The following is a 22,269-nucleotide window of genomic DNA, read 5'->3' as shown; positions in this document are numbered from 1 at the left end:
GCAGGGGGAACTCTGCGCCGCCTTCGGGTTTATTTTTCCGGCACAGCCGTATCCACCTTCACCACGACAGGTTTTGGTTTGATGCGCATGGCACCCACCACACCCACCAACAAACAGAAGATGCCGCACAGTGTCAGCAGCGGTGGCCACGCCTGACGCAGCATAAAGGTGTAGGTCAGCCCGGCCAGCATTTCGAATACGATCAACGGTCCAACCAGCACTGTCGGCAGACGTTGACTGGCCTGATTCCAGCAGAAGGTGCCAAGCCAGGAGCAGAGCAACCCAATCGCTAGCATTAAGCCAATAAACACCAGTGGGCGCGGGCCAAACGGTAGGGAAAAATCCGGTTTGGTCAGGGCGAGTTGTCCGCTGACAATCACATAGGCCAGCAAGGCCATGGGTAACGTCACCATCCCTTGTGCGGTGGCCCAAGTGGTGGATTTTTTATCCAGATTACGGTGCAGCCAGCGTGCATTACGCAGCGGATACCAAGTCCAGCAGATGACCGCGATAATCGCCATGCCGAGCCCACTCAGATAACGCTCCATATCGACCTGCTGATTCTGAGCGCTCAGTTCTGCCAGATTCACGCATAACAGCCCAAGCAAAATCAGCAGCAGCGGTGGCGTTAATCGCCGCTAGGAGAGCATGCCTTCCTGCCGCCCGTACAGCAGATTAGCGGTAACGGCAATCACCACCGGCAGCGTGCCGATAATCATGGTAGAGACGGGAGCGCCGGTACGCTGAATAGCGCTGGCAAGGAAAAAGTAATAGAGCAGATTACCCACCGCTGAAAGCTTCAGCGCTTCGATCCAGTCCGCACGGTTCAACCGACGCAGACGTTTCCTGTCAGCCCATGCCAATGGCAGCGCTATCAGCCCAAACACCACATATAGCCAAGCGACATTATTTTGATAACAATTAACTGTATTTTTTTGCCACATATCAGGACATTGGCTGTAATCATTTTTAAGTCGGTTGGCTATAACGGCCCGCAGACTGCAACGCGGCAGGGTATTCCGGCACCATCAACGGGCCCACAAAAATAAGCCCCCACATCAAACCCGCCGTCAGGGCGAAAACGATACCGCTTAACATATCACACCCGTTACCCATTTATGCTTGAAGGGCCAAGCCCTTGTGTTGTCGTATCACGGGAAGCCTAACCGGTAAGCCGAATGACATAATGACATATTGTAGGATATTGCGCTTTTTTTAGCGGAGGCGGCCGTGCGGCATAACCTGTTTTTGATAGCGAACTGGCGTAATGCCATAACGCTGGGCAAAGGTGCGCGTCAGATGGGCCTGATCCGTCAGCCCAACCTCCGCCGCCACCTGTGCGGCGGGCATGCCGTGGCACAGAAATTGTTTGGCCCGCTGTAAACGAATCGCCATCAGCATTTGGTGTGGGGTGACGTGATAGTGCGCTTTAAAGCGCCGCTGAAAATGATAAGGGCTGAGGGATGCGACGGCGGCTAACTCGTTAAGCGTGATGGCCTGAGCAAAGTTATCGTTAAGGTAGTGCTTTACTTCGTCAAAGCGCGACAGACCTTGCGTTTGTAACGGCTGTGCTACGCGGGCAAAGGGACGAAAAAGATCGATGATGCTCAGCTGTCACAAGCCAGCGGGTCGTGAGCACGCCACAGTGCGGCCAGCAGCGCAGAAAGTTGGCGGGCTGCCAGTGGGTCATGCCGCACCACATCGCTAAACCACCAGCCTTGCTCAGCAGAGATCACCTCCAACTGTGTGGGATCGATATAGATCATGCGATAACGCCATCCTTCCTCGCCGACAGCCTGCCCAGTATGCAGTTCATCTGGATTCATCAACACCAGCGTATCCTGCGCTGCCACGTGCTGAGCCCCCCGATAGCGAAACTGGCTCGGCACCAAAGTCGATAGTACCGATACCAAAGGCGTCATGGGTATGGGGTTCAAAAGCACAGTGGGCAATGTGCGCCTGATATAATTCAACGCCGGGTTGCTGCGGCACATGACGAAATTGCGCGCGATCCAATGGACCTTGGAACATCTCGCGATCGACGCCTTCTTTTTTATCCAACAGCGAGAGAGGGGCGTTATTCATGTGCAGGTCCATGACGTATTTTTGAAGGAGTAAGACCGGATTTATCTAAATCATAACAAAAAGATTTATCGAACCGCGAAAGAAATTAAACCCACATAAAGAGTGATTATTTTAATGCATTGATTATAAATGTTTTTGTTTCTTTATGCATCAAAGAATATTGCTCAGATGGCCACGGCTTATTTTCTTAGTAGAAAATAATATAGCCAAGCGACATTATTTTGATAACAATTAGCTGTATTTTTTTGCCACATATCAGGGCATTGGCTGTAATCATTTTTAAGTCGGTTGGCTATATCTGAGTAGTGGAGCGGTCGTCCACGCCGTTCAGTAGTGTTTTTTTCCGTCCATGCAGCAATGGCTGATTCATCTAGCCATACGGTTAGAGAACTGCGCTGCTTGAGGGCCTTGTTATAAGAGGGCCAGTTGGTGATTTTAAAATTTTGTTTTGCCATGGAGAGCTGATTTTGAAACAACTGTGTTGATCTGCTCCGGTGATTACCCAAAAGTTCTATTTATTCAACAAAGCCTATATTTTTATGCGCCAGGGGCGAACCTTCGCCTACGGTTAATGAAAAGCAATCGCACATTTTGTGCGTATCCATGATCACAGATGGGGGAAAACGTCGGACATTCTAGGAGCAATCGTCATCACTCGCTATACTACGACATGATTTTCCTTCCTTAACACAGACAGGCACTTGATTTTCTCATGCGATTGGACAAATTTTTATCCCAGCAACTCGGGATCAGCCGTGCATTGGTAGCACGGGAGCTGCGTGCGCAGCGCGTTACCGTTGATGGTGAGGTGGTTAAAAGCGGCGCATTCAAATTGGCACCTGAACATCAGGTTGAGTTCGATGGCAACGCGCTGGTGCAGCAGAATGGCCCGCGCTACTTCATGCTTAACAAGCCGCAAGGGTACGTGTGTTCAACGGAAGATCCGGATCACCCGACCATTCTCTATTTTATCGATGAACCAGTTGCGCACAAACTGCATGCTGCGGGTCGACTGGATATTGACACCACCGGACTGGTATTGCTGACTGACGATGGACAATGGTCGCACCGCATTATGTCGCCCAAGCATCACTGTGAAAAAACCTATCTGGTCACGCTCGAACTGCCGCTGGCAGAGGATACGGCACACCAGTTTGAGCTGGGGGTGCAACTGCACGGTGAAAAATCGCTGACCAAACCCGCGCAACTGGAAAAGCTGGATGACCATCAGGTCCGGTTAACCATCAGGGAAGGGCGCTACCACCAGGTCAAACGGATGTTCGCCGCCGTGGGAAATCGCGTGGTTGAGTTACACCGTGAGCGCATTGGTGCCATTGCACTGGATGACACGCTGGAGCTGGGCGAGTATCGCGCACTGACGGAAGAAGAAGTGGCCAGCGTTTTGCCGCATTGAGGCGATTTGCGCCATACTGCATGCAGTATGCGTTATCCGCTTGTCATCCACCTTATGTAAACACGATGCGCCGCTGAACCGGTCATCAAGCCTATTTCAACCGTCACCGTGGTGGAGGCCTGCCGCTGCGGTGAATTTTTTTGTTTTGCGGGCAACACGCTGGGAGACATGCAGTGGGGAAAGCGCCATCACATAGTGGCTTGATTTTTATTCTTGGCTTGTTGTCGATGCTGACACCGTTTGCCATCGATATGTACCTGCCGGCGCTGCCGGTGATTGCCAAAGAGTTCGGCGTGGAGCCGGGCCAGGTGCAGATGACGTTAAGCGCCTACATCATGGGGTTTGCTATCGGTCAGTTATTCTATGGCCCGATGGCGGACAGCCTAGGACGTAAACCCGTGATACTGGGGGGAACGCTGATCTTTATGTTGGCTGGCGTGGCCTGCGCGCTGGCGCAAACCATTGAGCAGCTTACCGTGCTGCGGATGCTGCACGGCTTGTCTGCGGCTGCGTCTGCGGTGGTGATTAATGCGCTGATGCGTGACACCTTCGCCAAAGATGAATTTTCGCGCATGATGTCATTTGTGATGCTGGTCATGACGGTCGCACCGCTGTTGGCGCCGATGTTGGGCGGCGTGTTGCTGCTATGGTTTAGCTGGCATGCGATTTTCTGGACGCTGGCCGGACTGTCACTGATTGCCTCGGTGCTGGTGATGCGCTTTGTCAAAGAGTCGTTGCCGGTAGAAAAACGCCAGCCGTTCCATTTTCGTACCACCGCCGGGAATTTCGCCTCCCTGTTTCGCCACAAAAAAGTCTTTAGCTACATGGTGGCAAGCGGGTTTTCGTTTTCTGGCATGTTTTCTTTTTTAAGCTCTGGTCCTTTTGTCTATATCGATCTCTACGGTGTGTCTCCGCAGCATTTCGGCTATTACTTTGCCCTGAACGTGGTCTTTCTGTTCCTGACCACCTACACCAATAGCCGTGTGGTGCGCCGCTTGGGCACGAATCAAATGTTTCGCATCGGGCTGCTGATACAGTTTGTTGTCGGTATTGCGTTGGTGGTTATCTACGCGTTGGATCTGGGCTTCTTGCCGTTGGTGTTGGGAGTGGCTATCTATGTCGGCTGTATTGCGATGGTGATGTCAAATGCCATGTCCGTGATACTGGGTGATTTTCCACATATGGCGGGCACTGCGTCCTCGCTGGCTGGCACGCTACGCTTTGGCATGGGCGCACTGGTCGGAAGCCTGCTGTCACTGGTGAGTTTTACCAGCGCCTGGCCGATGATCGTCTCCATGTCACTCTGTTCCATTGCTGCCTTCCTGCTTTACGGTTACGCAGCCCGCTCTCGCTGATTCCGTCCCTTTTTTCTATTTGCCGCAGTGATGCGACAAATGGAACCCTCTCGTTGCTGACCTTCAACGCATAGGTATCTACACATCTTTTGCAATATCTGCTATTACGTTGCTGCATGATCTCAACTTATCCATCGGCGGGATTGATGCCCGCCTTAACCGGCGTTATAGTCAAACGACTTAAAAATGATTACAGCCAATGCACTGATATGTGGCAAAAAATACAGCTAATTGTTATCAAAATAATGTCGCTTGGCTATATCAGCGTCACTAAAGAACCTCAAATGACACAAAACTAAGCGCGAGCGTGGATAATTTGTTTATTTACAGTGTATTACGTTTGGAACTTCGATCTTTTAAGCCGTAGGTCATAGGTTCGAATCCTATAGTGCGTACCATTTAAATCAACAAGTTATGCTATTCACCGAGCGCTATACTTTCCAAAAGTGCCAGATTAGTGACATCGCCCGCCAAGACTTCGTCAATTTTTCTGGCATGTTCGGTTAAGTGAACCGGTGATAAATGAGCGTAACGTTGTACCATCTCGATACTCTCCCAGCCCCCCATTTCTTGCAATGCAGACAGGGGCACGCCTGACTGAACTAACCAACTTGCCCAGGTATGTCGCAGATCATGAAATCTGAAGTCAGTTATTCCCACTCTCCGTTTACCTGTGTTCCATGCAGAATTGTCATCCACTCGCATTTTTCGTACTGCTGCTGTAGCCCCGCCTCCAAGAGGTGTATGTGCTTTGGTGTGAACAAAGACAAAGCGTGAGTGCCTGCCTATCTGATCGCGAAGCACTTTGCAGGCAGTATAGCAAAGCAACTTAAAAATGATTACAGCCAATGCCCTGATATGTGGCAAAAAATACAGCTAATTGTTATCAAAATAATGTCGCTTGGCTATATCAGCCGTCAAAGCATCCATATGAGTCAGACTCTCAGACAAGCCCTCGGTTAGCGTTGAACAACAACCCGCCCTATCGGTTAGAGTTTGAGACAGGGGCGCTATTGGTAAACCATTTGCAGCATCAAGCAGTAGGCTGGTTTGTAGTTCATAACCGACGTCGCCACCATGCGTCATTTTCAAACGTTCTTCTTTCCCATTGTGGGTACGAAACTGTAAATGAGACCAGTCGTGAACGACGGGAGCGTATGGATGCGGGCTAAGTGCAACCTGCCGGAGAGCCAGCGAAATAATCGGTTCATTGAGCTGACTGAAGCTAATACGTTCATTATTAAAAAAACGCCAAACGGCCTGAGTAGTGGCGAATGTTGTTTTCTGCGCGCAGGCAAGGTCTTTAACGGCTGACGCCAATGGTGCTGCGGGAGTCATGTGTTGCTTAACCAGACGCTGATAACGCCGGTTAAGGCGGGCATCAATCCCGCCGATGGATAAGTTGAGATCATGCAGCAACGTAATGGCAGATATTGCAAAAGATGTGTAGATATCTATGCCGTCTTTCGGAGGATGTATTGCGTTTTGCACTATGCCGCAAAAACGGTGCACTGACCTGATAGAACCGGGGTCACAACGCTGAGAAATGCGTCATCCTGACTGAAAAGTCGGCAATCAACGTGGTTTTGATGCTTTTCCTGCACAAACCCGTTGACGGCAAGCGGCCAATACGGTTTAATGCGCCCCGTTGCCCGGATAGCTCAGTCGGTAGAGCAGGGGATTGAAAATCCCCGTGTCCTTGGTTCGATTCCGAGTCCGGGCACCATATTTTCAAGGGGTTACATACGTAGTCCCTCATCTTTCAGAATATTTCAGAATACCCGTTCAGAATTCCCCATTTCACAATGTGCATAATCATTCAATCAAAACCTATTAATCTCGACACGCATAAACCGCCGCTTCTAATTCCTTCTCGTAGCCTATACGCTGGTGACGTTCTGCACGTAGCGCGCGCATCTGCTGATCGATGGGCGCACCGATTTTTAACTGCTCTACAGCGAAAGCCGGTTTTGATACCTCGGCAGTTTTACACGGTACCGGCACAGGAACTTTAACCTCGACATAAACAGGATAAGGGCGCGGCGTTTCACCACAACCCGCCAGCACCAAAACACCCACCAGAATTACGCGATTCATTTCGAACGCTCCCGCCGTAGCTCATCATCAAACGCCGCTGCGCATGCTTCACCCATGGTTTGTTCAGACAGAACGGCATTCGCGGCGGCATACTCCGTTTGTGCCGATTTGCGGGCTTCCTCTTGTTTTGCTTTTGCACTGGCTTCTCGCAGGTCGGCTAAAAGTTTTAATGCCGCCAGGCCGTTCTGGCGCTTCTCCGTTTTGCAGGTTGTCAGCAGCCCATTGAGGTTATCAATGGTGGGTTGGTAGTGGCGCGCCGCCAGCCAGGCACCCGCGCCGACGATGGACGCCAGCGCTAACAGGAAAACAACAAGTCGCGTAGCCGTGTTCATTTATCCAGCCCCCAGCAGGTTAATGCAGATTCCTGCTCGCGCCGTTCAATCTGCCCGTAACAGTTGTTTGAGCGGATACGGCAATCTTTCCCACCGTCCCAAATCCAGCGCTTAATTTCTTTACAGGCACCAATCAGATCGCCTGCATTTAATTTGCGGTAGAACGTTGATGTGAAGCAATTAGCCGGGCCGATATTCCACGGACAAAATGAGGCAATGCCGACTTTCTGAGGTTCGTTGAGCGGCACGCTAACGTTGCGCTCCACCCAATCGAGCGCCTTTTTCTGCTCTATGGCATCAACTTTTGCGCACTGCTCAGCGGTCAGCTTCATGCCCTTCACTACCGGCTTGCCATCTACCCGCATTACACCACCGCAAATCGTCCATACACCACCATCTGGGTATGCAATTAAATGGTTGCCCTCTTTTTCATCAAGAAATCGGTCAAGAATAACCGATGCGGGAGCGCCGGCCAGTATGAGCCCGAAAATGACGGCACTTAGCCGCGTCTTTAAGGCACTCATTTCTGCTCTCTTAATGTTTTTTTCAGGTGGGAAATTATTTCGACAAGCACGTCAGGCTCTACGTTGTACTTACCATCGGCTATTTGTTCCAGAATGTCAGTTTGTCGCCGGGCTTCCGATGCGAGCGCCTTGTTTTTTCTGTCGTTTGAGCGATAGGTGTAGACCGTGAAGATTGCCGTAAAAACTGCACCCGCGGCAAAGATAATATCCTGTAGTGACAGCGCTGCCAGTACGCCCGTCAACCAGCCCCAAAAGTATGACCCTTTGTCATTCATTTGCATACGCATCCCGTGTCTGTTGGTAATGCGTATGCTCGACTGTTATGCGTTCGGTTTCCTGACTAAAGGTTGATTGTCTATGATGCCGTTTGCGACCTCAGCATCACTGGCGGCCTGAGTCTGGCGCTTCCGGCCACGCAATATCAGGCGCTGTGCTAACGTCGATACGGTTAAGCAGCACGCGGTATTTTTTCCACGCGACAAGCTGCGCCCTTTCTGCCTCCGTGGCCATATCGAGGTCTGCTGCATCCTGTAGCGGCTGAATTCGCGCATTCGCAACGGTCAACCGTGACGCTAATTCCTGCTTTGCCGCCTGCTGCGCCGCCTGGACTTCTGCTTTGTGCTGGGCCGCTTTGTCTGTTACCCATTCCTTTCCGTTCCAGGTATAGATAAACGACTTAATTTTGATTACATTATTTAAATGAGCTATTCAATTGATTTTAGACGTAAAGTGATATCTACACGCGAAGAAGAAGGGTTGAGTATCCGGGAAACAGCGAAGCAATTTCGGATTGGCCCTGCCTCTGTATCGCGTTGGATTAATCAAATAGCGTCAAAAGCATCGACCACGCGTCAGCGAAAGAGCGATAAATCCGAGTTGATAAAAGATGTTGAACCATATCCAGATGCTTACCAAAAAGAACGTGCAGAGCGTTTTGGCGTTTGTCAGAAGGCCATTTGGCAAGCTCTTAAAAAGCTGGGATTGACCTATAAAAAAAACGCTACGTCATCCGAAAGCCGACGGAAGCGCCCGGCAAGCATTTCAACAAAAAATACAACAGTATGAAAAAGAAGGCAAACCTATTGTTTTTATTGATGAAAGTGGTTTTCCACACGATACCCCACGGACTCACGGCTATTCCCCAAAAGGTCAACGGTGTTTTGGGCTGAAGAACGGGGGAGCCAAGGAAAGAACAAATGTTATCGGCGCTTTATTAGGCACAACGCTGTTTGCTATCGGATTATTTGATATCAATATTAACAGCGATGTTTTCTATTCCTGGGTCACACAAGTCCTTATCCCCGTACTCCCTAAAAACAGGGTAATCGTGATGGACAATGCAACTTTTCACAAAAAACATAATATTCAACAAGTCATCATCGATGCAGGGTATATGCTGGAGTATTTGCCTACATATTCGCCAAGCTTTGTTGAATAAATCAGAACTTGTAACGACTGCGCCCCATACGGGTCGATTGTTACGTGATGCGAATACTGTTCGGCATTCCTAATAGCGTGATCAGGTTAAGCGCTTTGACCATGGCTTCACCCACCTGACCATCGTAGTCTCTCAGACTTAGATGACCACCCAGAAGCCTTTTGAACCGGAACATGGCCGTTTCAGCCACTAAGCGCCGGTGATAGCCCACTTTCTTTTTCCAGATATCTTTACTACCGCTAATGCGCTGATTTGCAACAGCGTGGTTACGCTCGTGGTAGCGATCTTGCCAATATTGCGCCCCCCTTCGTGGCGGGATAAGCGACCTTATTTTCTTCCTCAGCAGAGCATCATAGCAGTAAACTGTATCCTAAGCGCCGTCAGCCGATGCCTCTCTGATTTTCCGGTGGCTCTGGTTTATCAGCGCCGGTAGAGCTTGGGCATCAGTCGTACCACTGAGCGACAAATCCGCACAGATAATCTCATGTGTCACACTGTCTACTGCCAGGTGCAGCTTACGCCATACCCTGCGTCTGTCGGCAACATGCTGCCGGACTTTCCATTCGCCTTCGCCAAAGACCTTCAGGCCGGTTCCATCAATGACCAGATGTGAGATTTCACCACGGGTTGGCGTTTTTATGCTGATGTTCACTGTCTTTGCTCGCTTGCTGAGCAGCGAATAGTCTGGACAATGGAGCGACAATTTAATCAGTTTAAAAATCGAGTCAACAAAGCCCTGTAAAGCCCTCAATGAAAGGCCAAACACGCGTTTCATCATCAGGACTGGCTTTGTTGAATAATAGTGAGTCATGCTGTTTTGCCAGCCAGTTTTGGTAAAAAATGCTTGTCACCTCAGGTTTACAGTTTTCTTATGAGGCCTAACTGCATGATTTTGCGTTGCGAGGATCTGTCGTTTCACCGAGTGTGCAGCATAAAATATGTTTATTCAACAAAGCCATCAGGACTGTGGTGATGGCCATATCTGAGTAGTGGAGCGGTCGTCCACGCCGTTCAGTAGTGTTTTTTTTCCGTCCATGCAGCAATGGCTGATTCATCTAGCCATACGGTTAGAGAACCGCGCTGCTTGAGGGCCTTGTTATAAGAGGGCCAGTTGGTGATTTTAAAATTTTGTTTTGCCATGGAGACCTGATTTTGAAACAACTGTGTTGATCTGCTCCGATGATTACCCAAAAGTTCTATTTATTCAACAAAGCCTATTCGCCAGATCTTAACCCAATTGAGCATAAATGGGCACAAGCAAAAAGCAAAAAGCAAAAAGCAAAAAGCAAAAAGCAAAAAAAGAGAGAGTGGTTGCGATACAGAGATTTTGTTCTCAGTCCATATGATGTAATCAAAATTAAGTCGGTTTGCTATATAGCAAACCGACTTAAAAATGATTACAGCCAATGCCCTGATATGTGGCAAAAAATACAGCTAATTGTTATCAAAATAATGTCGCTTGGCTATATTTACCTCAACGGGGAAATTGATGAAATCGATAAGGAACTGAAAACCCACCTTGCGGAGGATGAAACTGCCCAACGCCTGCTGACCATTCCCGGCGTCGGGCCGATAACAGCGAGCCTGTTAGCCACCCCCCTGGGGGATGGTAAAAACCATGCCAGCAGCCGTGATTTTGCGGCTTCGACAGGGCTGGTTCTCCGTCAGTACAGCACGGGTGGGAAGACGACACTGATGGGCATCAGCAAGCGGGGTGACAAGAATCTGCGACGGCGGCTGGTGCAATGCGCGCGGGTGTTTATGCAGCGGCTGGAACACAACCCAGGGCGTCTGGCAGAGTGGGTTAAAAAGCAGCTTGTCAGCCATCACTCGAATGTGGTGGCGTGTGCGCTGGCGAACAAACTTGCGCGGATAGCCTGGGCGGTGACAGTCCATCAGGCGGCGTTCAGCAAATAAAAGAGCCACCGAAAAAAAATCGCTGGCTCAGTGAGTTAACAGATTACTTTCTGGTTTTGCGACGACAGATAATTGATGACATGAACGGCATATCGGCCTGCTGATGAACCTGACATAAAAAATGGCTCTATGAAGCCGAGGCTTTTTTAAGGTTCGGCAGGTGCGGAACTCATCGTGGCGCGGGCATTAATGCCCACCAGACGCCGAATAGATTTACGCAAGCCCATCATAAATCAAAATCTGTGTTGCAAAAACGGGGGTGACCATAGATTTTTATGCACTTATTTATACGCACTGTATGGATAAAAATGAGTTTACAGGTAACACAACCATGACAGACAACCCTTTACTGGCCTTACGTGAACGTATCACCGAGTTGGATTTAAAACTGCTTGAACTGCTGGCCGAACGGCGAGAGTTGGCATTGGAAGTGGCACGCGCAAAGTTACATACGCACCGCCCGATTCGCGACAAAGAACGAGAAAGAGATTTGCTGGATAAGCTCATCGCAGCGGCAAAATCTCATCATCTTGATGGGCATTATATTACGCGCCTGTTTCAACTAATTATTGAAGACTCAGTGCTAACGCAGCAGGCGCTGTTGCAGCACCATCTTAACCCCACCGGAGCCCACTCGGCGCGTGTCGCCTTTCTTGGCCCCAAAGGCTCCTACTCCCATCTAGCTGCCCGGCAGTATGCCGCACACCATTTTGAACAGTTGGTTGAGTGCGGCTGCCAGAAGTTTCAGGATATCTTCGCGATGGTGGAAACCGGCCAAGCCGACTACGGCGCTCTCCCCATTGAGAACACCACATCGGGTGCAATCAATGACGTGTACGATCTATTGCAACATACCGGGCTGTCGATTGTGGGCGAACTTACCCACCCCATCGATCACTGTATGCTGGTCGCTACCGACACTGATTTAAGCCAAATTACGACCGTCTACAGCCATCCACAACCCTTCCAGCAGTGCAGCCATTTTATCCAGCGTTATCCACAATGGAAAATCGAATATTGTGAAAGCACGGCGGCTGCGATGGAAAAAGTCGCATCATTGAATTCACCCCACGCCGCCGCGCTGGGCAGCGAGGCCGGTGGATTACTTTATCAATTGCGCGTGCTGGAACATAACCTGGCAAACCAGACCCAAAACACCACCCGCTTTATCGTGTTGGCACGTAAGCCGATTGATGTCTCTGAGCAAGTCCCCGCCAAAACCACCTTAATTATGGCGACGGGTCAGCAATCGGGAGCATTGGTGGAAGCACTGCTGGTGCTGCGCGAACACAGCATCATTATGACAAAACTGGAATCTCGTCCTATTTACGGTAACCCTTGGGAAGAGATGTTTTATATTGATGTGCAGGCTAACCTGCGCGGGGATGGATTACAAAAAGCACTGAAAGAGTTATCGGGCATCACACGCTCACTGAAAGTGCTCGGCTGTTACCCCAGTGAGAACCTCGTCCCCGTTGAGATGCACTGAGTGTAGCGCTCCCAGCTGCCTGGCTGGGAGCGCCTCTCCGCTATCTAGATGCGGCTGTCGTTAGCCTGTTTCAGCAAGGCTCGACTTTCCACCTGAAAACGCTTGGCATAATCACCAAACCAATGCTCTACTTTCTTGAAGCTGGCGATAAACGCCGCCTTGTCTTTGCCTTCCAACAGTGCAATCGCTTCACCAAAACGGGCGTAATAGCGTTTGATCAAGGCCAGATTATTTTCGGATGACATGATGATATCGGCATAAAGCTGCGGGTCTTGTGCGAACAGCAGCCCTACCATCACCAGCTCGAACCGGTAAATGGGTGAAGACAATGCAAGTAATTGCTCAAGCTGCACATTCTCTTCCGCCAAATGCAACCCGTAGGCAAAAGTGGCAAAGTGACGCAACGCCTGAATAAACATCATATTTTGATCGTGTTCAACCGCACTGATGCGATGCAGCCGGGCGCCCCATACCTGAATTTGCTCCAACAGCCATTGATACGCTTCAGGCTGGCGAGCATCGCAATACACCACGACTTGCGTGGCAAGGCTACCGCTGTCTGGTCCAAACATCGGGTGTAAACCTACGACCGGGCCAGAATGTGCCGCCAGCATCGCCTGCAACGGCCCATTTTTCAGCGAAGCCAGATCCACCAGAATATAGCCAAGCGACATTATTTTGATAACAATTAGCTGTATTTTTTGCCACATATCAGGGCATTGATTGTAATCATTTTTAAGTCGGTTGGCTATACAATCCTCCAGCAAACGCGGTAACTGTGTAATCACCTGTTCCGTCACGTGAATGGGCACACTAACGATCACCATACCAGCATCCGCCAACAGGCTGTCAGCCTGCGGCCAATCGTCTTTTTCCAACAGCCTTACTTCATAGCAGGACAGACGCAACATTTTTTCGAACATACGCCCCATCTGCCCGCGTCCACCCACAATGACGACAGGCCGCAGCTGCGAACACAGTGTTTTAAAGCCGTTGTCATTTTCACTGGCGTAGGATTCTCGCATCACCCGGCGCAGAACGTCCTCAATGAGATCCGCTGGCACGTTGAGGGCCTCGGCCTCTTCACGACGAGAACGCAGCATCGCAGCCTCGCGATCGGGAGCATAGATAGGGAGACCATAGCGGCTTTTTACTTCTCCGACTTCTGCCACTAATGCCAGCCTGCACGCCAACAAACCAAGCAGCGCCTTATCCACCTCATCAATCTGATCCCGCAACGCGGTCAGTTCTGCAACCATGTTCTGTTATTCTCCCAACGATGAACGGCGTACCGCACCTAGCTCCTGATGCACCGATCTCAGCAACGCATCGGTGCTTTCCCAATTGATACAGGCATCCGTCACCGATACACCATATTGCATTGCCGAACGCGGTTTTTCCGACGACTGATTGCCTTCATGAATATGACTTTCCAGCATCATGCCAATAATGGAACGGTTACCCGCTTTAATTTGCTCAACAATGGATGACACCACCTGCGGTTGGCGACGGTAATCTTTATTCGAGTTGCCATGGCTGCAATCTATCATGAGTGAAGGCGTTAAGCCCGCAGCCTGCATCTGTTTTTCACATTCCGCTACGTCTTGTGCGCTGTAGTTAGGCTGCTTGCCGCCACGCAAAATAACATGACCGTCGCTGTTACCCTGAATTTGCAGCAGGCACACCTAGCCGGTTTGGTTGATACCCACAAAACGGTGCGGCATTGCTGCGGCTTTCATCGCATTAATGGCCGTGCCCAGGCTTCCATCGGTGCCGTTCTTGAAACCCACTGGCATCGAAAGGCCAGAAGCCATTTCGCGGTGCGTTTGCGATTCAGTGGTCCGCGCACCAATCGCTGACCAACTGAACAGATCGCCCAGATATTGTGGACTGTTGGGATCCAACGCTTCTGTCGCCAAAGGCAGCCCCATGTTCACCAAGTTTAGCAGCAGCTCACGTGCAATGTGTAACCCCGCCTCCACGTCGAAGGAGCCATCCATGTAGGGGTCATTGATAAGACCTTTCCAACCTACAGTAGTACGCGGTTTTTCAGAGTAAACGCGCATTACGATATACAACCGATCGTTCAATTCGGCTGATAGCGTATGCAAGCGGCGGGCATACTCCAACGCAGCATCCGTGTCGTGAATGGAACAGGGTCCACACACCACCAATAACCGGTTATCGCGACCGTGGATAATATCGGAAATGGTACGACGTGCCGTGGCAATGGCCTGCTCTTCTTGCACATTGAGCGGAAATTTTGCCTTGAGCTCATCGGGCGTAATCAGTACTTGTTCATCGGCAATATAGCCAAGCGACATTATTTTGATAACAATTAGCTGTATTTTTTTGCCACATATCAGGGCATTGGCTGTAATCATTTTTAAGTCGGTTGGCTATATTGATGTTGTTGAGCGAATCTTTTTGCATGTTCATTTTCCTGGACAGTTCTTGAGTAGCGTAGCGCGTTTTCCGCCGCCACATTGAGTTCAAGATATAGCTAAACGACTTAATTTTGATCACATTATTTAAATGAGCTATTCAATTGATTTTAGACGTAAAGTGATATCTACACGCGAAGAAGAAGGGTTGAGTATCCGGGAAACAGCGAAGCAATTTCGGATTGGCCCTGCCTCTGTATTGCGTTGGATTAATCAAATAGCGTCAAAAGCATCGACCACGCGTCAGCGAAAGAGCGATAAATCCGAGTGGATAAAAGATGTTGAACCATATCCAGATGCTTACCAAAAAGAACGTGCAGAGCGTTTTGGCGTTTGTCAGAAGGCCATTTGGCAAGCTCTTAAAAAGCTGGGATTGACCTATAAAAAAAACTCTACGCCATCCGAAAGCCGACGAAAGCGCCCGGCAAGCATTTCAACAAAAAATACAACAGTATGAAAAAGAAGGTAAGCCTATTGTTTTTATTGATGAAAGTGGTTTTCCACACTATACCCCACGGATTCACGGCTATTCCCCAAAAGGTCAACGGTGTTTTGGCCTGAAGAACGGGGGAGCCAAGGGAAGAACAAATGTTATCGGCGCTTTATTAGGCACAACGCTGTTTGCTATCGGATTATTTGATATCAATATTAACAGCGATGTTTTCTATTCCTGGGTCACACAAGTCCTTATCCCAGTACTCCCTAAAAACAGGGTAATCGTGATGGACAATGCAACTTTTCACAAAAAACATAATATTCAACAAGTCATCATCGATGCAGGGTATATGCTGGAGTATTTGCCTACATATTCGCCAAGCTTTGTTGAATAAATCAGAACTTGTAACGACTGCGCCCCATACGGGTCGATTGTTACGTGATGCGAATACTGTTCGGCATTCCTAATAGCGTGATCAGGTTAAGCGCTTTGACCATGACCATGGCTTCACCCACCTGACCATCGTAGTCTCTCAGACTTAGATGACCACCCAGAAGCCTTTTGAACCGGAACATGGCCGTTTCAGCCACTAAGCGCCGGTGATAGCCCACTTTCTTTTTCCAGATATCGTTACTACCGCTAATGCGCTGATTTGCAACAGCGGGGTTACGCTCGTGGTAGCGATCTTGCCAATATTGCGCCCCCCTTCGTGGCGGGATAAGCGACCTTATTTTCTTCCTCAGCAGAGCATCATAGCAGTAAACTGTATCCTAAGCGCCGTCAGCCGATGCCTCTCTGATTTTCCGGTGGCTCTGGTTTATCAGCGCCGGTAGAGCTTGGGCATCAGTCGTACCACTGAGCGACAAATCCGCACAGATAATCTCATGTGTCACACTGTCTACTGCCAGGTGCAGCTTACGCCATACCCTGCGTCTGTCGGCACCATGCTGCCGGACTTTCCATTCGCCTTCGCCAAAGACCTTCAGGCCGGTTCCATCAATGACCAGATGTGAGATTTCACCACGGGTTGGCGTTTTTATGCTGATGTTCACTGTCTTTGCTCGCTTGCTGAGCAGCGAATAGTCTGGACAATGGAGCGACAATTTAATCAGTTTAAAAATCGAGTCAACAAAGCCCTGTAAAGCCCTCAATGAAAGGCCAAACACGCGTTTCATCATCAGGACTGTTGTGATGGCCATATCTGAGTAGTGGAGCGGTCGTCCACGCCGTTCAGTAGTGTTTTTTTCCGTCCATGCAGCAATGGCTGATTCATCTAGCCATACGGTTAGAGAAGCGCGCTGCTTGAGGGCCTTGTTATAAGAGGGCCAGTTGGTGATTTTAAGATTTTGTTTTGCCATGGAGAGCTGATTTTGAAACAACTGTGTTGATCTGCTCCGATGATTACCCAAAAGTTCTATTTATTCAACAAAGCTCCAAGAAACCGGTTAGTAAACGCATACGCTGGCTGACGAGAGAGGAAGCATCACGCCTCATTGAATGCATGCCGGAGATTATCAGACCCGTTGTGGTTTTCGCTCTTTCGAGCGGGTTACGCCGATCAAACATTCTCGATCTCGAGTGGGCACAGGTTGATATGCAGAGAAAGGTTGCCTAGATCAATCCAGAAAACGCCAAAGCGGGCAATGCTATTGGCGTGGCTCTGAATGATACGGCATGCCGGGTGCTGAAGGGGCAGATCGGAAAGCATTCTCGCTGGGTGTTTGTCCACACCAAGGCAGCAACGAGAGCAGACGGAACCAAGACAGCTGCTATACGTAAAATGTGGTGTGACGATAATAGCGCATGGAAAGTCGGACTTAAACGTGCAGGTATAGAAGATTTCCGCTTCCACGATTTGCGGCACACCTAGGCAAGTTGGCTGATTCAATCTGGCGTTCTACTTTCTGCTTTGCAGGAGATGGGCGGGTGGGAATCTATCGAAATGGTCCGCCGTTATGCACACTTGGCACCCAACCACCTTACTGAACATGCGCGTAAAATTGATTCACTTTTAGGTAGTAACGACACAAATACGACACAAGGTGAAAATCAGGTAGGTTTGAAGTTAGCATAACCCATTGTTTTTAAATGGTACGCCCTATAGGATTCGAACCTATGACCTACGGCTTAGAAGGCCGTTGCTCTATCCGACTGAGCTAAGGGCGCATAGCGAGATGCGGTTGTGTCGTTTGATAACAGTGGGCTGGATTATACCCACACGCCTCAGTGAGTCAACGAATTTGGCCCGATTTTCTGCCGTACGGTGAATCACTGTACAGTTCTATTGCTGAGCCCACCATTCAGTATGCTGTGTGTTAAAGCCGTTATAACCAAGCGACATTATTTTGATAACAATTAGCTGTATTTTTTTTCCACATATCAGGGCATTGTCTGTAATCATTTTTAAGTCGTTTGGCTATATTTATGCCGGTGTCCGCGTGACCGAAGGGGTGGCTCTTGGCGTAGTGATCATGTCTACCGGTGCCTGGTTCGAGCCGGGTTTCGGTCAGAAAGAGTGGCACGCGGTGGAGCAGTCCGGCAATGCCAACGTGCTGACGCTGGATATTGGCTTGGCACCTCACCGCTCACGCAGGGGTCTAATGCCATGAGCTGCCTAGTGGATGTAGCGGCAGGCTGATTTTCATCACACCAGTAGCGCAACAGGCCCGATCGCTTTATGATCGGGCCTGTTTTTTTACAGCAGTTATCAGAGTTAAGGGTTAGTGGTCATGAGTGGTACGTTATCCGAAGCCTATCTGCAACGCTTCAGCGGCACAGCGCGGTTATACGGTCAGCAGTCGTTGGCGCTGTTCGCACAGGCGCACGTGTGTGTTATCGGCATTGGCGGCGTAGGCTCCTGGGCCGCAGAGGCGCTGGCGCGTACCGGCATTGGTGCGATTACGCTGATTGATATGGATGACGTCTGTGTCAGCAACACCAACCGGCAGATTCACGCGCTGCGCGAGCATACCGAACAGGCGAAAACGGAAGTGATGGCGGAGCGTATCCGTGCCATTAACCCTGAATGTCAGGTTACCTGCGTGGATGATTTCGTTACGGTGGATAACGTGGCGGAATATCTCAACCGTGGCTTCAGCTATGTGATTGATGCGATTGACAGCGTGCGCCCGAAAGCGGCGCTGCTGGCATACTGTCGCCGTTATAAAATTCCGGTCGTGACGACCGGCGGGGCTGGTGGGCAAATCGATCCGACACGCGTCAGCGTGGTGGATCTCGCCAAAACCATTCAGGACCCGCTGGCGGCCAAGCTGCGTGAGCTGCTTAAACACGATTTCAACGTGGTCAAGAACAGCAAAGGCCGCTTAGGCATTGACTGCGTATTTTCCGATGAGCCTCTGGTGTACCCACAGGCAGATGGATCGGTGTGCGCATCGCGCAGCACGGCGGAAGGGGTAAAACGTATGGATTGCGCCTCTGGCTTTGGGGCTGCCACCATGGTGACCGCGACCTTTGGATTTGTTGCGGTATCCCACGCGTTAAAGAAAATGATGGCGAAGGCGGCGCGCGAAGTGCAGCAGGTTGGTTCCTGAGCGGTACGACAATCGCTGCGTAGATGCTGAGGACGACCCAAAAAAATAGCGTAAAGCCGCATGATTTGAATGGGTTGACGTTATAGCGCGTAAAAAATAACGGTGAGGGGAACGAGACCACAGGGTGAGCGGCAGGACGCCGCGAAAGTCAGCGCCGAGTCGGGAACACGTCGCTGGCGGCCCGCCAGTGGGCTCGGGCCCCAAAGGCACCGGGTAGCGGCGTTATAGCCAAGCGACTTAATTTTGATTACACCATATGGACTGAGAACAAAATCTCTGTATCGCAACCACTCTCTCTTTTTTTGCTTGTGCCCATTTATGCTCAATGGGGTTAAGATCTGGTGAATATGTAGGCAAATACTCCACCATATACCCTGCATCGATGATGACTTGTTGAATATTATGTTTTTTGTGAAAAGTTGCATTGTCCATCACGATTACCCTGTTTTTAGGGAGTACTGGGATAAGGACTTGTGTGACCCAGGAATAGAAAACATCGCTGTTAATATTGATATCAAATAATCCGATAGCAAACAGAGTTGTGCCTAATAAAGCGCCGATAACATTTGTTCTTCCCTTGCCTCCCCAGTTCTTCAGGCCAAAACACCGTTGACCTTTTGGGGAATAGCCGTGAGTCCGTGGGGTATCGTGTGGAAAACCACTTTCATCAATAAAAACAATAGGTTTACCTTCTTTTTCATACTGTTGTATTTTTTATTGAAATGCTTGCCGTGCGCTTTCGTCGGCTTTCGGATGACGTAGCGTTTTTTTATAGGTCAATCCCAGCTTTTTAAGAGCTGGCCAAATGGCCTTCTGACAAACGCCAAAACGCTCTGCACGTTCTTTTTGGTAAGCATCTGGATATGGTTCAACATCTTTTATCCACTCGGATTTATCGCTCTTTCGCTGACGCGTGGTCGATGCTTTTGACGCTATTTGATTAATCCAAGGCTTTGTTGAATAATAGTGAGTCATGCTGTTTTGCCAAGCCAGTTTTGGTAGAAAATGCTTGTCACCTCAGGTTTATATACCCGTGATCATTGAAGATGCTTGATTTTACGCGGTAAGAAGATCATGCTCACCCACTATGAAGATATTTATTACCGACAAGCAAAAAGCCGAACTCGAACACCTTCATGACACCAGTCGTGATAAGCGTGTTTGTGATCGCATCAAAGCCGTCCTGCTGGCCTCCGAAGGCTGGAGCTCTGCGATGATTGCGCAAGCTCTGCGTCTGCACGAAACGACGGTAAACCAACATATCAACGATTACGTCAACACTCGCAAACTTAAACCTGAAAACGGTGGGTCTGCAAGTCGGCTTTGTGCTGAAAAGACTGCGCTCTTAATCAGCTAGTTATCTCAACATCTCTTCCATCATACCCACGACATCGTGGCTTATGTCGAACATCGCTGGGCTATCCGATTCAGTATTCCCGGCATGAACAAGTGGTTGCACCGTCATGGTTTCTCCTACAAAAAACCGGCGGGCGTACCCCATAAATTCAGTGAAGAAAATCAGAAGCATTTCATTGAATATTATGAGAATTTAAAGAAAACAGCCGGCAATAAGCCGATTCTGTTTATCGATGCGGTTCATCCGACACAAGCCACAAAGCTCAGTTATGGATGGATACGAAAAGGGCATAAAAAGTCAGTTAAAACAACGGGAAGTCGAACCCGTCTGAATATACTGGGTGCGCTGAATCTGAGCGATATCGGCGGTACGGTTATTCACGATTACAAAAAAATTAATGACTACAACATTGCTCGTTTTTTCATTGAGATACGCAAACGTTACCCTGATTACCGACAGAGAATCCATGTAATACTGGACGGTGAGGGTTATCACCGAACCCAATTGATTAAGGATTGGGCCTTTGTCGTGAACATAGAGCTTCACTATTTACCGCCTTACAGTCCGAATCTGAACGCGATAGAACGCCTGTGGAAAGTGATGAATGAGCATACACGGAATAATCGCTATTTTGAAAACACCCGCGATTTTCGGGATGCAATATTCAATTTTTTCACCAATACGCTACCAGAAATAGCGGACTCGCTGACGTCCAGAATTCACGATTGTTTTCAGGTGCTTAAACCTGCATCTTGAGGTTTATTGGGTATAGTTTTTTTATGAGGCCTAACTGCATGATTTTGCGTTGCGAGGATCTGTCGTTTCACCGGGGGTGCAGCATAAAATATGTTTATTCAACAAAGCCTTAATCCAACGCGATACAGAGGCAGGGCCAATCCGAAATTGCTTCGCTGTTTCTCGGATACTCAACCCTTCTTCTTCCCGTGTAGATATCACTTTACGTCTAAAATCAATTGAATAGCTCATTTAAATAATGTAATCAAAATTAAGTCGTTTAGCTATATACACCATCCCCATATCCGCATGGAATGCGGTCACCAGCGCCGTGGAGCTAGGCTGAGGAGGGAACAGGCTGTGCGCCGTGGTTGCGGCGGCAACCATGGTGATACCCAATTTCAGGAAAGGGATTTTTGCTTCTCGGGCAATACTGATAACCAAAGGTGCTAAAATCAGGAAAGCCACTTCATAAAACATGGCCAAGCCAAAAATTAATCCGATAACCAAAATAGCCCATTGGACTTTCTGCGGCCCGAATCTTTTCAGTAGCGTTGATGAAACCCGCTGCGCCGCACCGGAATCCACCATCAATTTACCCAGAATGGCACCAAACAAAATAATTAATGCCAAATGCCCAAGCGTACTGCCGACGCCGTTTTCAATCGATTTACCAATTGCCTCAAGTGGTAACCCTTCACACACACCGACAAACATTGCCGCGAGCAGCAGTGCCAACATCCCGTTAATTTTAAATTTCATATTTAAAATTAACAGCAAAACGACGCCCAGAGCCACCCATATAATGGGCAGCGCCTCAATGATAAAATTCATATTTTCCCCGTCAACATTGAATAAAAAACAAAATTAGTCAGACATTTCTTTTCTACATATATGAACATAACAAAATATAGCATACCAATTAAGCGCCCGTAATGCGCCAAAAACTGTGATGGAGATTAAAATTTTTTTATAAGGGAAAATGACCACAGAGATGATGTGATTGAAATCACAAGAATAAATGTAACGTATACGACAAACACGCAATTAATGAGAAATGTATTATACCAATAAGGCAGGAATGGTAACCAAAAG

At 49.1% G+C, this 22,269-nt stretch carries 22 protein-coding genes, 2 tRNA genes and 11 pseudogenes; 14 read left to right on the top strand and 21 right to left on the bottom strand.

All coding sequences use genetic code 11. The features are described 5' to 3' along the window. Nucleotides 1-29: 29 nt before the first annotated feature. The 3 pseudogenes from ACD630_RS12450 to ACD630_RS12440 all read right to left on the bottom strand — a co-directional run. Nucleotides 30-1,098, bottom strand: a pseudogene (locus ACD630_RS12450) (DMT family transporter). A gap of 117 nt (nt 1,099-1,215) precedes the next feature. Further along, a pseudogene (locus ACD630_RS12445) lies at nt 1,216-2,031 on the bottom strand (AraC family ligand binding domain-containing protein). Between the two features lie 344 nt (nt 2,032-2,375). After that, nucleotides 2,376-2,540: pseudogene (locus tag ACD630_RS12440) on the bottom strand (transposase); the annotation flags it as partial. A 257-nt stretch (nt 2,541-2,797) separates the two neighbouring features. Here ACD630_RS12440 and rsuA point away from each other — a divergent pair. The 3 genes from rsuA to ACD630_RS12425 all read left to right on the top strand — a co-directional run bounded on the left by rsuA (nt 2,798) and on the right by ACD630_RS12425 (nt 5,153). Beyond that, entirely contained in the window at nt 2,798-3,499 is a 702-nt protein-coding gene (rsuA, locus tag ACD630_RS12435; protein ID WP_430359228.1) for a 16S rRNA pseudouridine(516) synthase RsuA, read from the top strand. Between the two features lie 173 nt (nt 3,500-3,672). Next, complete coding sequence (locus ACD630_RS12430; RefSeq protein ID WP_430359227.1) at nt 3,673-4,854, top strand: Bcr/CflA family multidrug efflux MFS transporter; 1,182 nt, start codon at nt 3,673-3,675, stop codon at nt 4,852-4,854. A 146-nt stretch (nt 4,855-5,000) separates the two neighbouring features. Then, nucleotides 5,001-5,153: a hypothetical protein gene (locus tag ACD630_RS12425; protein WP_430359226.1), complete on the top strand. Its 153-nt coding sequence runs from the start codon at nt 5,001-5,003 to the stop codon at nt 5,151-5,153. Nucleotides 5,154-5,271: 118 nt separating this feature from the next. Here the strand turns inward: ACD630_RS12425 and ACD630_RS12420 are convergent. Further along, nucleotides 5,272-5,670 (bottom strand): annotated as a pseudogene (locus ACD630_RS12420) (tyrosine-type recombinase/integrase); the annotation flags it as partial. A 60-nt stretch (nt 5,671-5,730) separates the two neighbouring features. Further along, nucleotides 5,731-6,273 (bottom strand): hypothetical protein, encoded by a 543-nt coding sequence (locus ACD630_RS12415; RefSeq protein WP_430359225.1) that lies wholly within the window; start codon nt 6,271-6,273, stop codon nt 5,731-5,733. Nucleotides 6,274-6,504: 231 nt separating this feature from the next. Here ACD630_RS12415 and ACD630_RS12410 point away from each other — a divergent pair. After that, nucleotides 6,505-6,580, top strand: a tRNA-Phe gene (locus ACD630_RS12410). 107 nt (nt 6,581-6,687) lie between these two features. Here the strand turns inward: ACD630_RS12410 and ACD630_RS12405 are convergent. The 5 genes from ACD630_RS12405 to ACD630_RS12385 all read right to left on the bottom strand — a co-directional run bounded on the left by ACD630_RS12405 (nt 6,688) and on the right by ACD630_RS12385 (nt 8,515). Then, nucleotides 6,688-6,951 (bottom strand): hypothetical protein, encoded by a 264-nt coding sequence (locus ACD630_RS12405; RefSeq protein ID WP_430359224.1) that lies wholly within the window; start codon nt 6,949-6,951, stop codon nt 6,688-6,690. Then, a complete protein-coding gene (locus ACD630_RS12400) occupies nt 6,948-7,283 on the bottom strand; it encodes a hypothetical protein (protein ID WP_430359223.1) in 336 nt (111 codons plus the stop codon). Before ACD630_RS12400 ends, ACD630_RS12405 begins: the two co-directional genes overlap by 4 nt. Continuing rightward, entirely contained in the window at nt 7,280-7,807 is a 528-nt protein-coding gene (locus ACD630_RS12395; protein ID WP_430359222.1) for a lysozyme, read from the bottom strand. The genes ACD630_RS12400 and ACD630_RS12395 overlap by 4 nt, the downstream gene beginning before the upstream one ends. After that, entirely contained in the window at nt 7,804-8,082 is a 279-nt protein-coding gene (locus tag ACD630_RS12390; RefSeq protein WP_430358462.1) for a hypothetical protein, read from the bottom strand. Before ACD630_RS12390 ends, ACD630_RS12395 begins: the two co-directional genes overlap by 4 nt. A gap of 106 nt (nt 8,083-8,188) precedes the next feature. Beyond that, nucleotides 8,189-8,515 (bottom strand): tail fiber assembly protein, encoded by a 327-nt coding sequence (locus ACD630_RS12385; protein ID WP_430360018.1) that lies wholly within the window; start codon nt 8,513-8,515, stop codon nt 8,189-8,191. On the opposite strand from ACD630_RS12385, the gene ACD630_RS12380 reads away from it, so the two are divergent. Together ACD630_RS12380 and ACD630_RS12375 are read left to right on the top strand one after the other, a co-directional pair. Next, nucleotides 8,507-8,872, top strand: coding sequence for an IS630 transposase-related protein (locus tag ACD630_RS12380; protein WP_430359085.1), 366 nt, complete (start codon nt 8,507-8,509; stop codon nt 8,870-8,872). The genes ACD630_RS12385 and ACD630_RS12380 overlap by 9 nt on opposite strands. Next, on the top strand, nt 8,796-9,245 hold the full coding sequence (locus tag ACD630_RS12375) for a transposase (protein WP_430360017.1): 450 nt from the start codon (nt 8,796-8,798) through the stop codon (nt 9,243-9,245). The genes ACD630_RS12380 and ACD630_RS12375 overlap by 77 nt, the downstream gene beginning before the upstream one ends. A 40-nt stretch (nt 9,246-9,285) precedes the next feature. Here ACD630_RS12375 and ACD630_RS12370 read toward each other — a convergent pair. Further along, a pseudogene (locus tag ACD630_RS12370) lies at nt 9,286-10,385 on the bottom strand (IS5 family transposase). A 39-nt stretch (nt 10,386-10,424) separates the two neighbouring features. Here ACD630_RS12370 and ACD630_RS12365 point away from each other — a divergent pair. After that, nucleotides 10,425-11,162, top strand: coding sequence for an IS110 family transposase (locus ACD630_RS12365; protein WP_430359221.1), 738 nt, complete (start codon nt 10,425-10,427; stop codon nt 11,160-11,162). Nucleotides 11,163-11,493: 331 nt separating this feature from the next. Beyond that, nucleotides 11,494-12,651 (top strand): bifunctional chorismate mutase/prephenate dehydratase, encoded by a 1,158-nt coding sequence (pheA, locus tag ACD630_RS12360; RefSeq protein ID WP_430360016.1) that lies wholly within the window; start codon nt 11,494-11,496, stop codon nt 12,649-12,651. A 44-nt stretch (nt 12,652-12,695) separates the two neighbouring features. Here the strand turns inward: pheA and tyrA are convergent, their stop codons facing one another. The 3 genes and pseudogenes from tyrA to ACD630_RS12345 form a co-directional block, all read right to left on the bottom strand. Beyond that, nucleotides 12,696-13,910 (bottom strand): bifunctional chorismate mutase/prephenate dehydrogenase, encoded by a 1,215-nt coding sequence (gene tyrA, locus ACD630_RS12355; RefSeq protein ID WP_430359220.1) that lies wholly within the window; start codon nt 13,908-13,910, stop codon nt 12,696-12,698. Nucleotides 13,911-13,916: 6 nt separating this feature from the next. Then, nucleotides 13,917-14,975, bottom strand: a pseudogene (locus ACD630_RS12350) (3-deoxy-7-phosphoheptulonate synthase). After that, entirely contained in the window at nt 14,950-15,090 is a 141-nt protein-coding gene (locus ACD630_RS12345) for a hypothetical protein (protein ID WP_430359219.1), read from the bottom strand. Before ACD630_RS12345 ends, ACD630_RS12350 begins: the two are co-directional and overlap by 26 nt. A gap of 96 nt (nt 15,091-15,186) precedes the next feature. Between ACD630_RS12345 and ACD630_RS12340 the strand changes: the two genes are divergently transcribed. Together ACD630_RS12340 and ACD630_RS12335 are read left to right on the top strand one after the other, a co-directional pair. After that, on the top strand, nt 15,187-15,552 hold the full coding sequence (locus ACD630_RS12340) for an IS630 transposase-related protein (protein ID WP_430359218.1): 366 nt from the start codon (nt 15,187-15,189) through the stop codon (nt 15,550-15,552). A 61-nt stretch (nt 15,553-15,613) separates the two neighbouring features. After that, complete coding sequence (locus ACD630_RS12335; protein ID WP_430360015.1) at nt 15,614-15,925, top strand: transposase; 312 nt, start codon at nt 15,614-15,616, stop codon at nt 15,923-15,925. A gap of 40 nt (nt 15,926-15,965) precedes the next feature. Here the strand turns inward: ACD630_RS12335 and ACD630_RS12330 are convergent. Continuing rightward, nucleotides 15,966-16,889: pseudogene (locus tag ACD630_RS12330) on the bottom strand (IS5 family transposase). Between the two features lie 74 nt (nt 16,890-16,963). On the opposite strand from ACD630_RS12330, the pseudogene ACD630_RS12325 reads away from it, so the two are divergent. Beyond that, nucleotides 16,964-17,605 (top strand): annotated as a pseudogene (locus tag ACD630_RS12325) (site-specific integrase); the annotation flags it as partial. 15 nt (nt 17,606-17,620) lie between these two features. Here the strand turns inward: ACD630_RS12325 and ACD630_RS12320 are convergent. After that, nucleotides 17,621-17,697: transfer RNA gene (locus ACD630_RS12320), tRNA-Arg, on the bottom strand. A 248-nt stretch (nt 17,698-17,945) separates the two neighbouring features. Here ACD630_RS12320 and ACD630_RS12315 point away from each other — a divergent pair. Further along, a pseudogene (locus ACD630_RS12315) lies at nt 17,946-18,169 on the top strand (molybdopterin dinucleotide binding domain-containing protein); the annotation flags it as partial. A gap of 91 nt (nt 18,170-18,260) precedes the next feature. Then, nucleotides 18,261-19,082, top strand: a complete 822-nt coding sequence (gene tcdA, locus ACD630_RS12310; RefSeq protein WP_430359217.1) for a tRNA cyclic N6-threonylcarbamoyladenosine(37) synthase TcdA — start codon at nt 18,261-18,263, stop codon at nt 19,080-19,082. A gap of 80 nt (nt 19,083-19,162) precedes the next feature. Here the strand turns inward: tcdA and ACD630_RS12305 are convergent, their stop codons facing one another. The 3 genes from ACD630_RS12305 to ACD630_RS12295 are packed head-to-tail and all read right to left on the bottom strand — an operon-like array spanning nt 19,163 to nt 20,057. After that, nucleotides 19,163-19,408 carry a hypothetical protein gene (locus tag ACD630_RS12305; RefSeq protein WP_430359216.1) on the bottom strand — a complete coding sequence of 82 codons (246 nt, stop codon included), beginning with the start codon at nt 19,406-19,408 and terminating at the stop codon, nt 19,163-19,165. Beyond that, entirely contained in the window at nt 19,320-19,754 is a 435-nt protein-coding gene (locus ACD630_RS12300) for a transposase (protein WP_430360014.1), read from the bottom strand. Before ACD630_RS12300 ends, ACD630_RS12305 begins: the two co-directional genes overlap by 89 nt. Nucleotides 19,755-19,796: 42 nt before the next feature. Next, nucleotides 19,797-20,057: an IS630 transposase-related protein gene (locus ACD630_RS12295; RefSeq protein ID WP_430359215.1), complete on the bottom strand. Its 261-nt coding sequence runs from the start codon at nt 20,055-20,057 to the stop codon at nt 19,797-19,799. A 112-nt stretch (nt 20,058-20,169) separates the two neighbouring features. On the opposite strand from ACD630_RS12295, the pseudogene ACD630_RS12290 reads away from it, so the two are divergent. Then, nucleotides 20,170-21,195: pseudogene (locus ACD630_RS12290) on the top strand (IS630 family transposase). Between the two features lie 30 nt (nt 21,196-21,225). Here ACD630_RS12290 and ACD630_RS12285 read toward each other — a convergent pair. Together ACD630_RS12285 and ACD630_RS12280 are read right to left on the bottom strand one after the other, a co-directional pair. Then, nucleotides 21,226-21,426: an IS630 transposase-related protein gene (locus ACD630_RS12285; RefSeq protein ID WP_430359214.1), complete on the bottom strand. Its 201-nt coding sequence runs from the start codon at nt 21,424-21,426 to the stop codon at nt 21,226-21,228. 33 nt (nt 21,427-21,459) lie between these two features. Beyond that, a pseudogene (locus ACD630_RS12280) lies at nt 21,460-21,996 on the bottom strand (SLC13 family permease); the annotation flags it as partial. Nucleotides 21,997-22,269: the final 273 nt, after the last annotated feature.

It is taken from the genome of Symbiopectobacterium sp. RP (genome assembly GCF_050472005.1).
Classification (GTDB): Bacteria; Pseudomonadota; Gammaproteobacteria; order Enterobacterales; family Enterobacteriaceae; genus Symbiopectobacterium.
Note: the sequence above shows the minus strand (reverse complement) of the source record. Positions and strands in the feature narration are given on the sequence as shown.

Bases quoted from the DNA above. Each gene is read 5' to 3' on its own strand.
- rsuA (WP_430359228.1), top strand. From the start codon at position 2,798: ATGCGATTGGACAAATTTTTATCCCAGCAACTCGGGATCAGCCGTGCA.
- ACD630_RS12425 (WP_430359226.1), top strand. From the start codon at position 5,001: ATGCCCGCCTTAACCGGCGTTATAGTCAAACGACTTAAAAATGATTAC.
- ACD630_RS12405 (WP_430359224.1), bottom strand. From the start codon at position 6,951: ATGAATCGCGTAATTCTGGTGGGTGTTTTGGTGCTGGCGGGTTGTGGT.
- ACD630_RS12400 (WP_430359223.1), bottom strand. From the start codon at position 7,283: ATGAACACGGCTACGCGACTTGTTGTTTTCCTGTTAGCGCTGGCGTCC.
- ACD630_RS12395 (WP_430359222.1), bottom strand. From the start codon at position 7,807: ATGAGTGCCTTAAAGACGCGGCTAAGTGCCGTCATTTTCGGGCTCATA.
- ACD630_RS12390 (WP_430358462.1), bottom strand. From the start codon at position 8,082: ATGAATGACAAAGGGTCATACTTTTGGGGCTGGTTGACGGGCGTACTG.
- ACD630_RS12380 (WP_430359085.1), top strand. From the start codon at position 8,507: ATGAGCTATTCAATTGATTTTAGACGTAAAGTGATATCTACACGCGAA.
- ACD630_RS12365 (WP_430359221.1), top strand. From the start codon at position 10,425: ATGATTACCCAAAAGTTCTATTTATTCAACAAAGCCTATTCGCCAGAT.
- pheA (WP_430360016.1), top strand. From the start codon at position 11,494: ATGACAGACAACCCTTTACTGGCCTTACGTGAACGTATCACCGAGTTG.
- tyrA (WP_430359220.1), bottom strand. From the start codon at position 13,910: ATGGTTGCAGAACTGACCGCGTTGCGGGATCAGATTGATGAGGTGGAT.
- ACD630_RS12345 (WP_430359219.1), bottom strand. From the start codon at position 15,090: ATGAACATGCAAAAAGATTCGCTCAACAACATCAATATAGCCAACCGA.
- ACD630_RS12340 (WP_430359218.1), top strand. From the start codon at position 15,187: ATGAGCTATTCAATTGATTTTAGACGTAAAGTGATATCTACACGCGAA.
- tcdA (WP_430359217.1), top strand. From the start codon at position 18,261: ATGAGTGGTACGTTATCCGAAGCCTATCTGCAACGCTTCAGCGGCACA.
- ACD630_RS12295 (WP_430359215.1), bottom strand. From the start codon at position 20,057: ATGACTCACTATTATTCAACAAAGCCTTGGATTAATCAAATAGCGTCA.
- ACD630_RS12285 (WP_430359214.1), bottom strand. From the start codon at position 21,426: ATGAGCTATTCAATTGATTTTAGACGTAAAGTGATATCTACACGGGAA.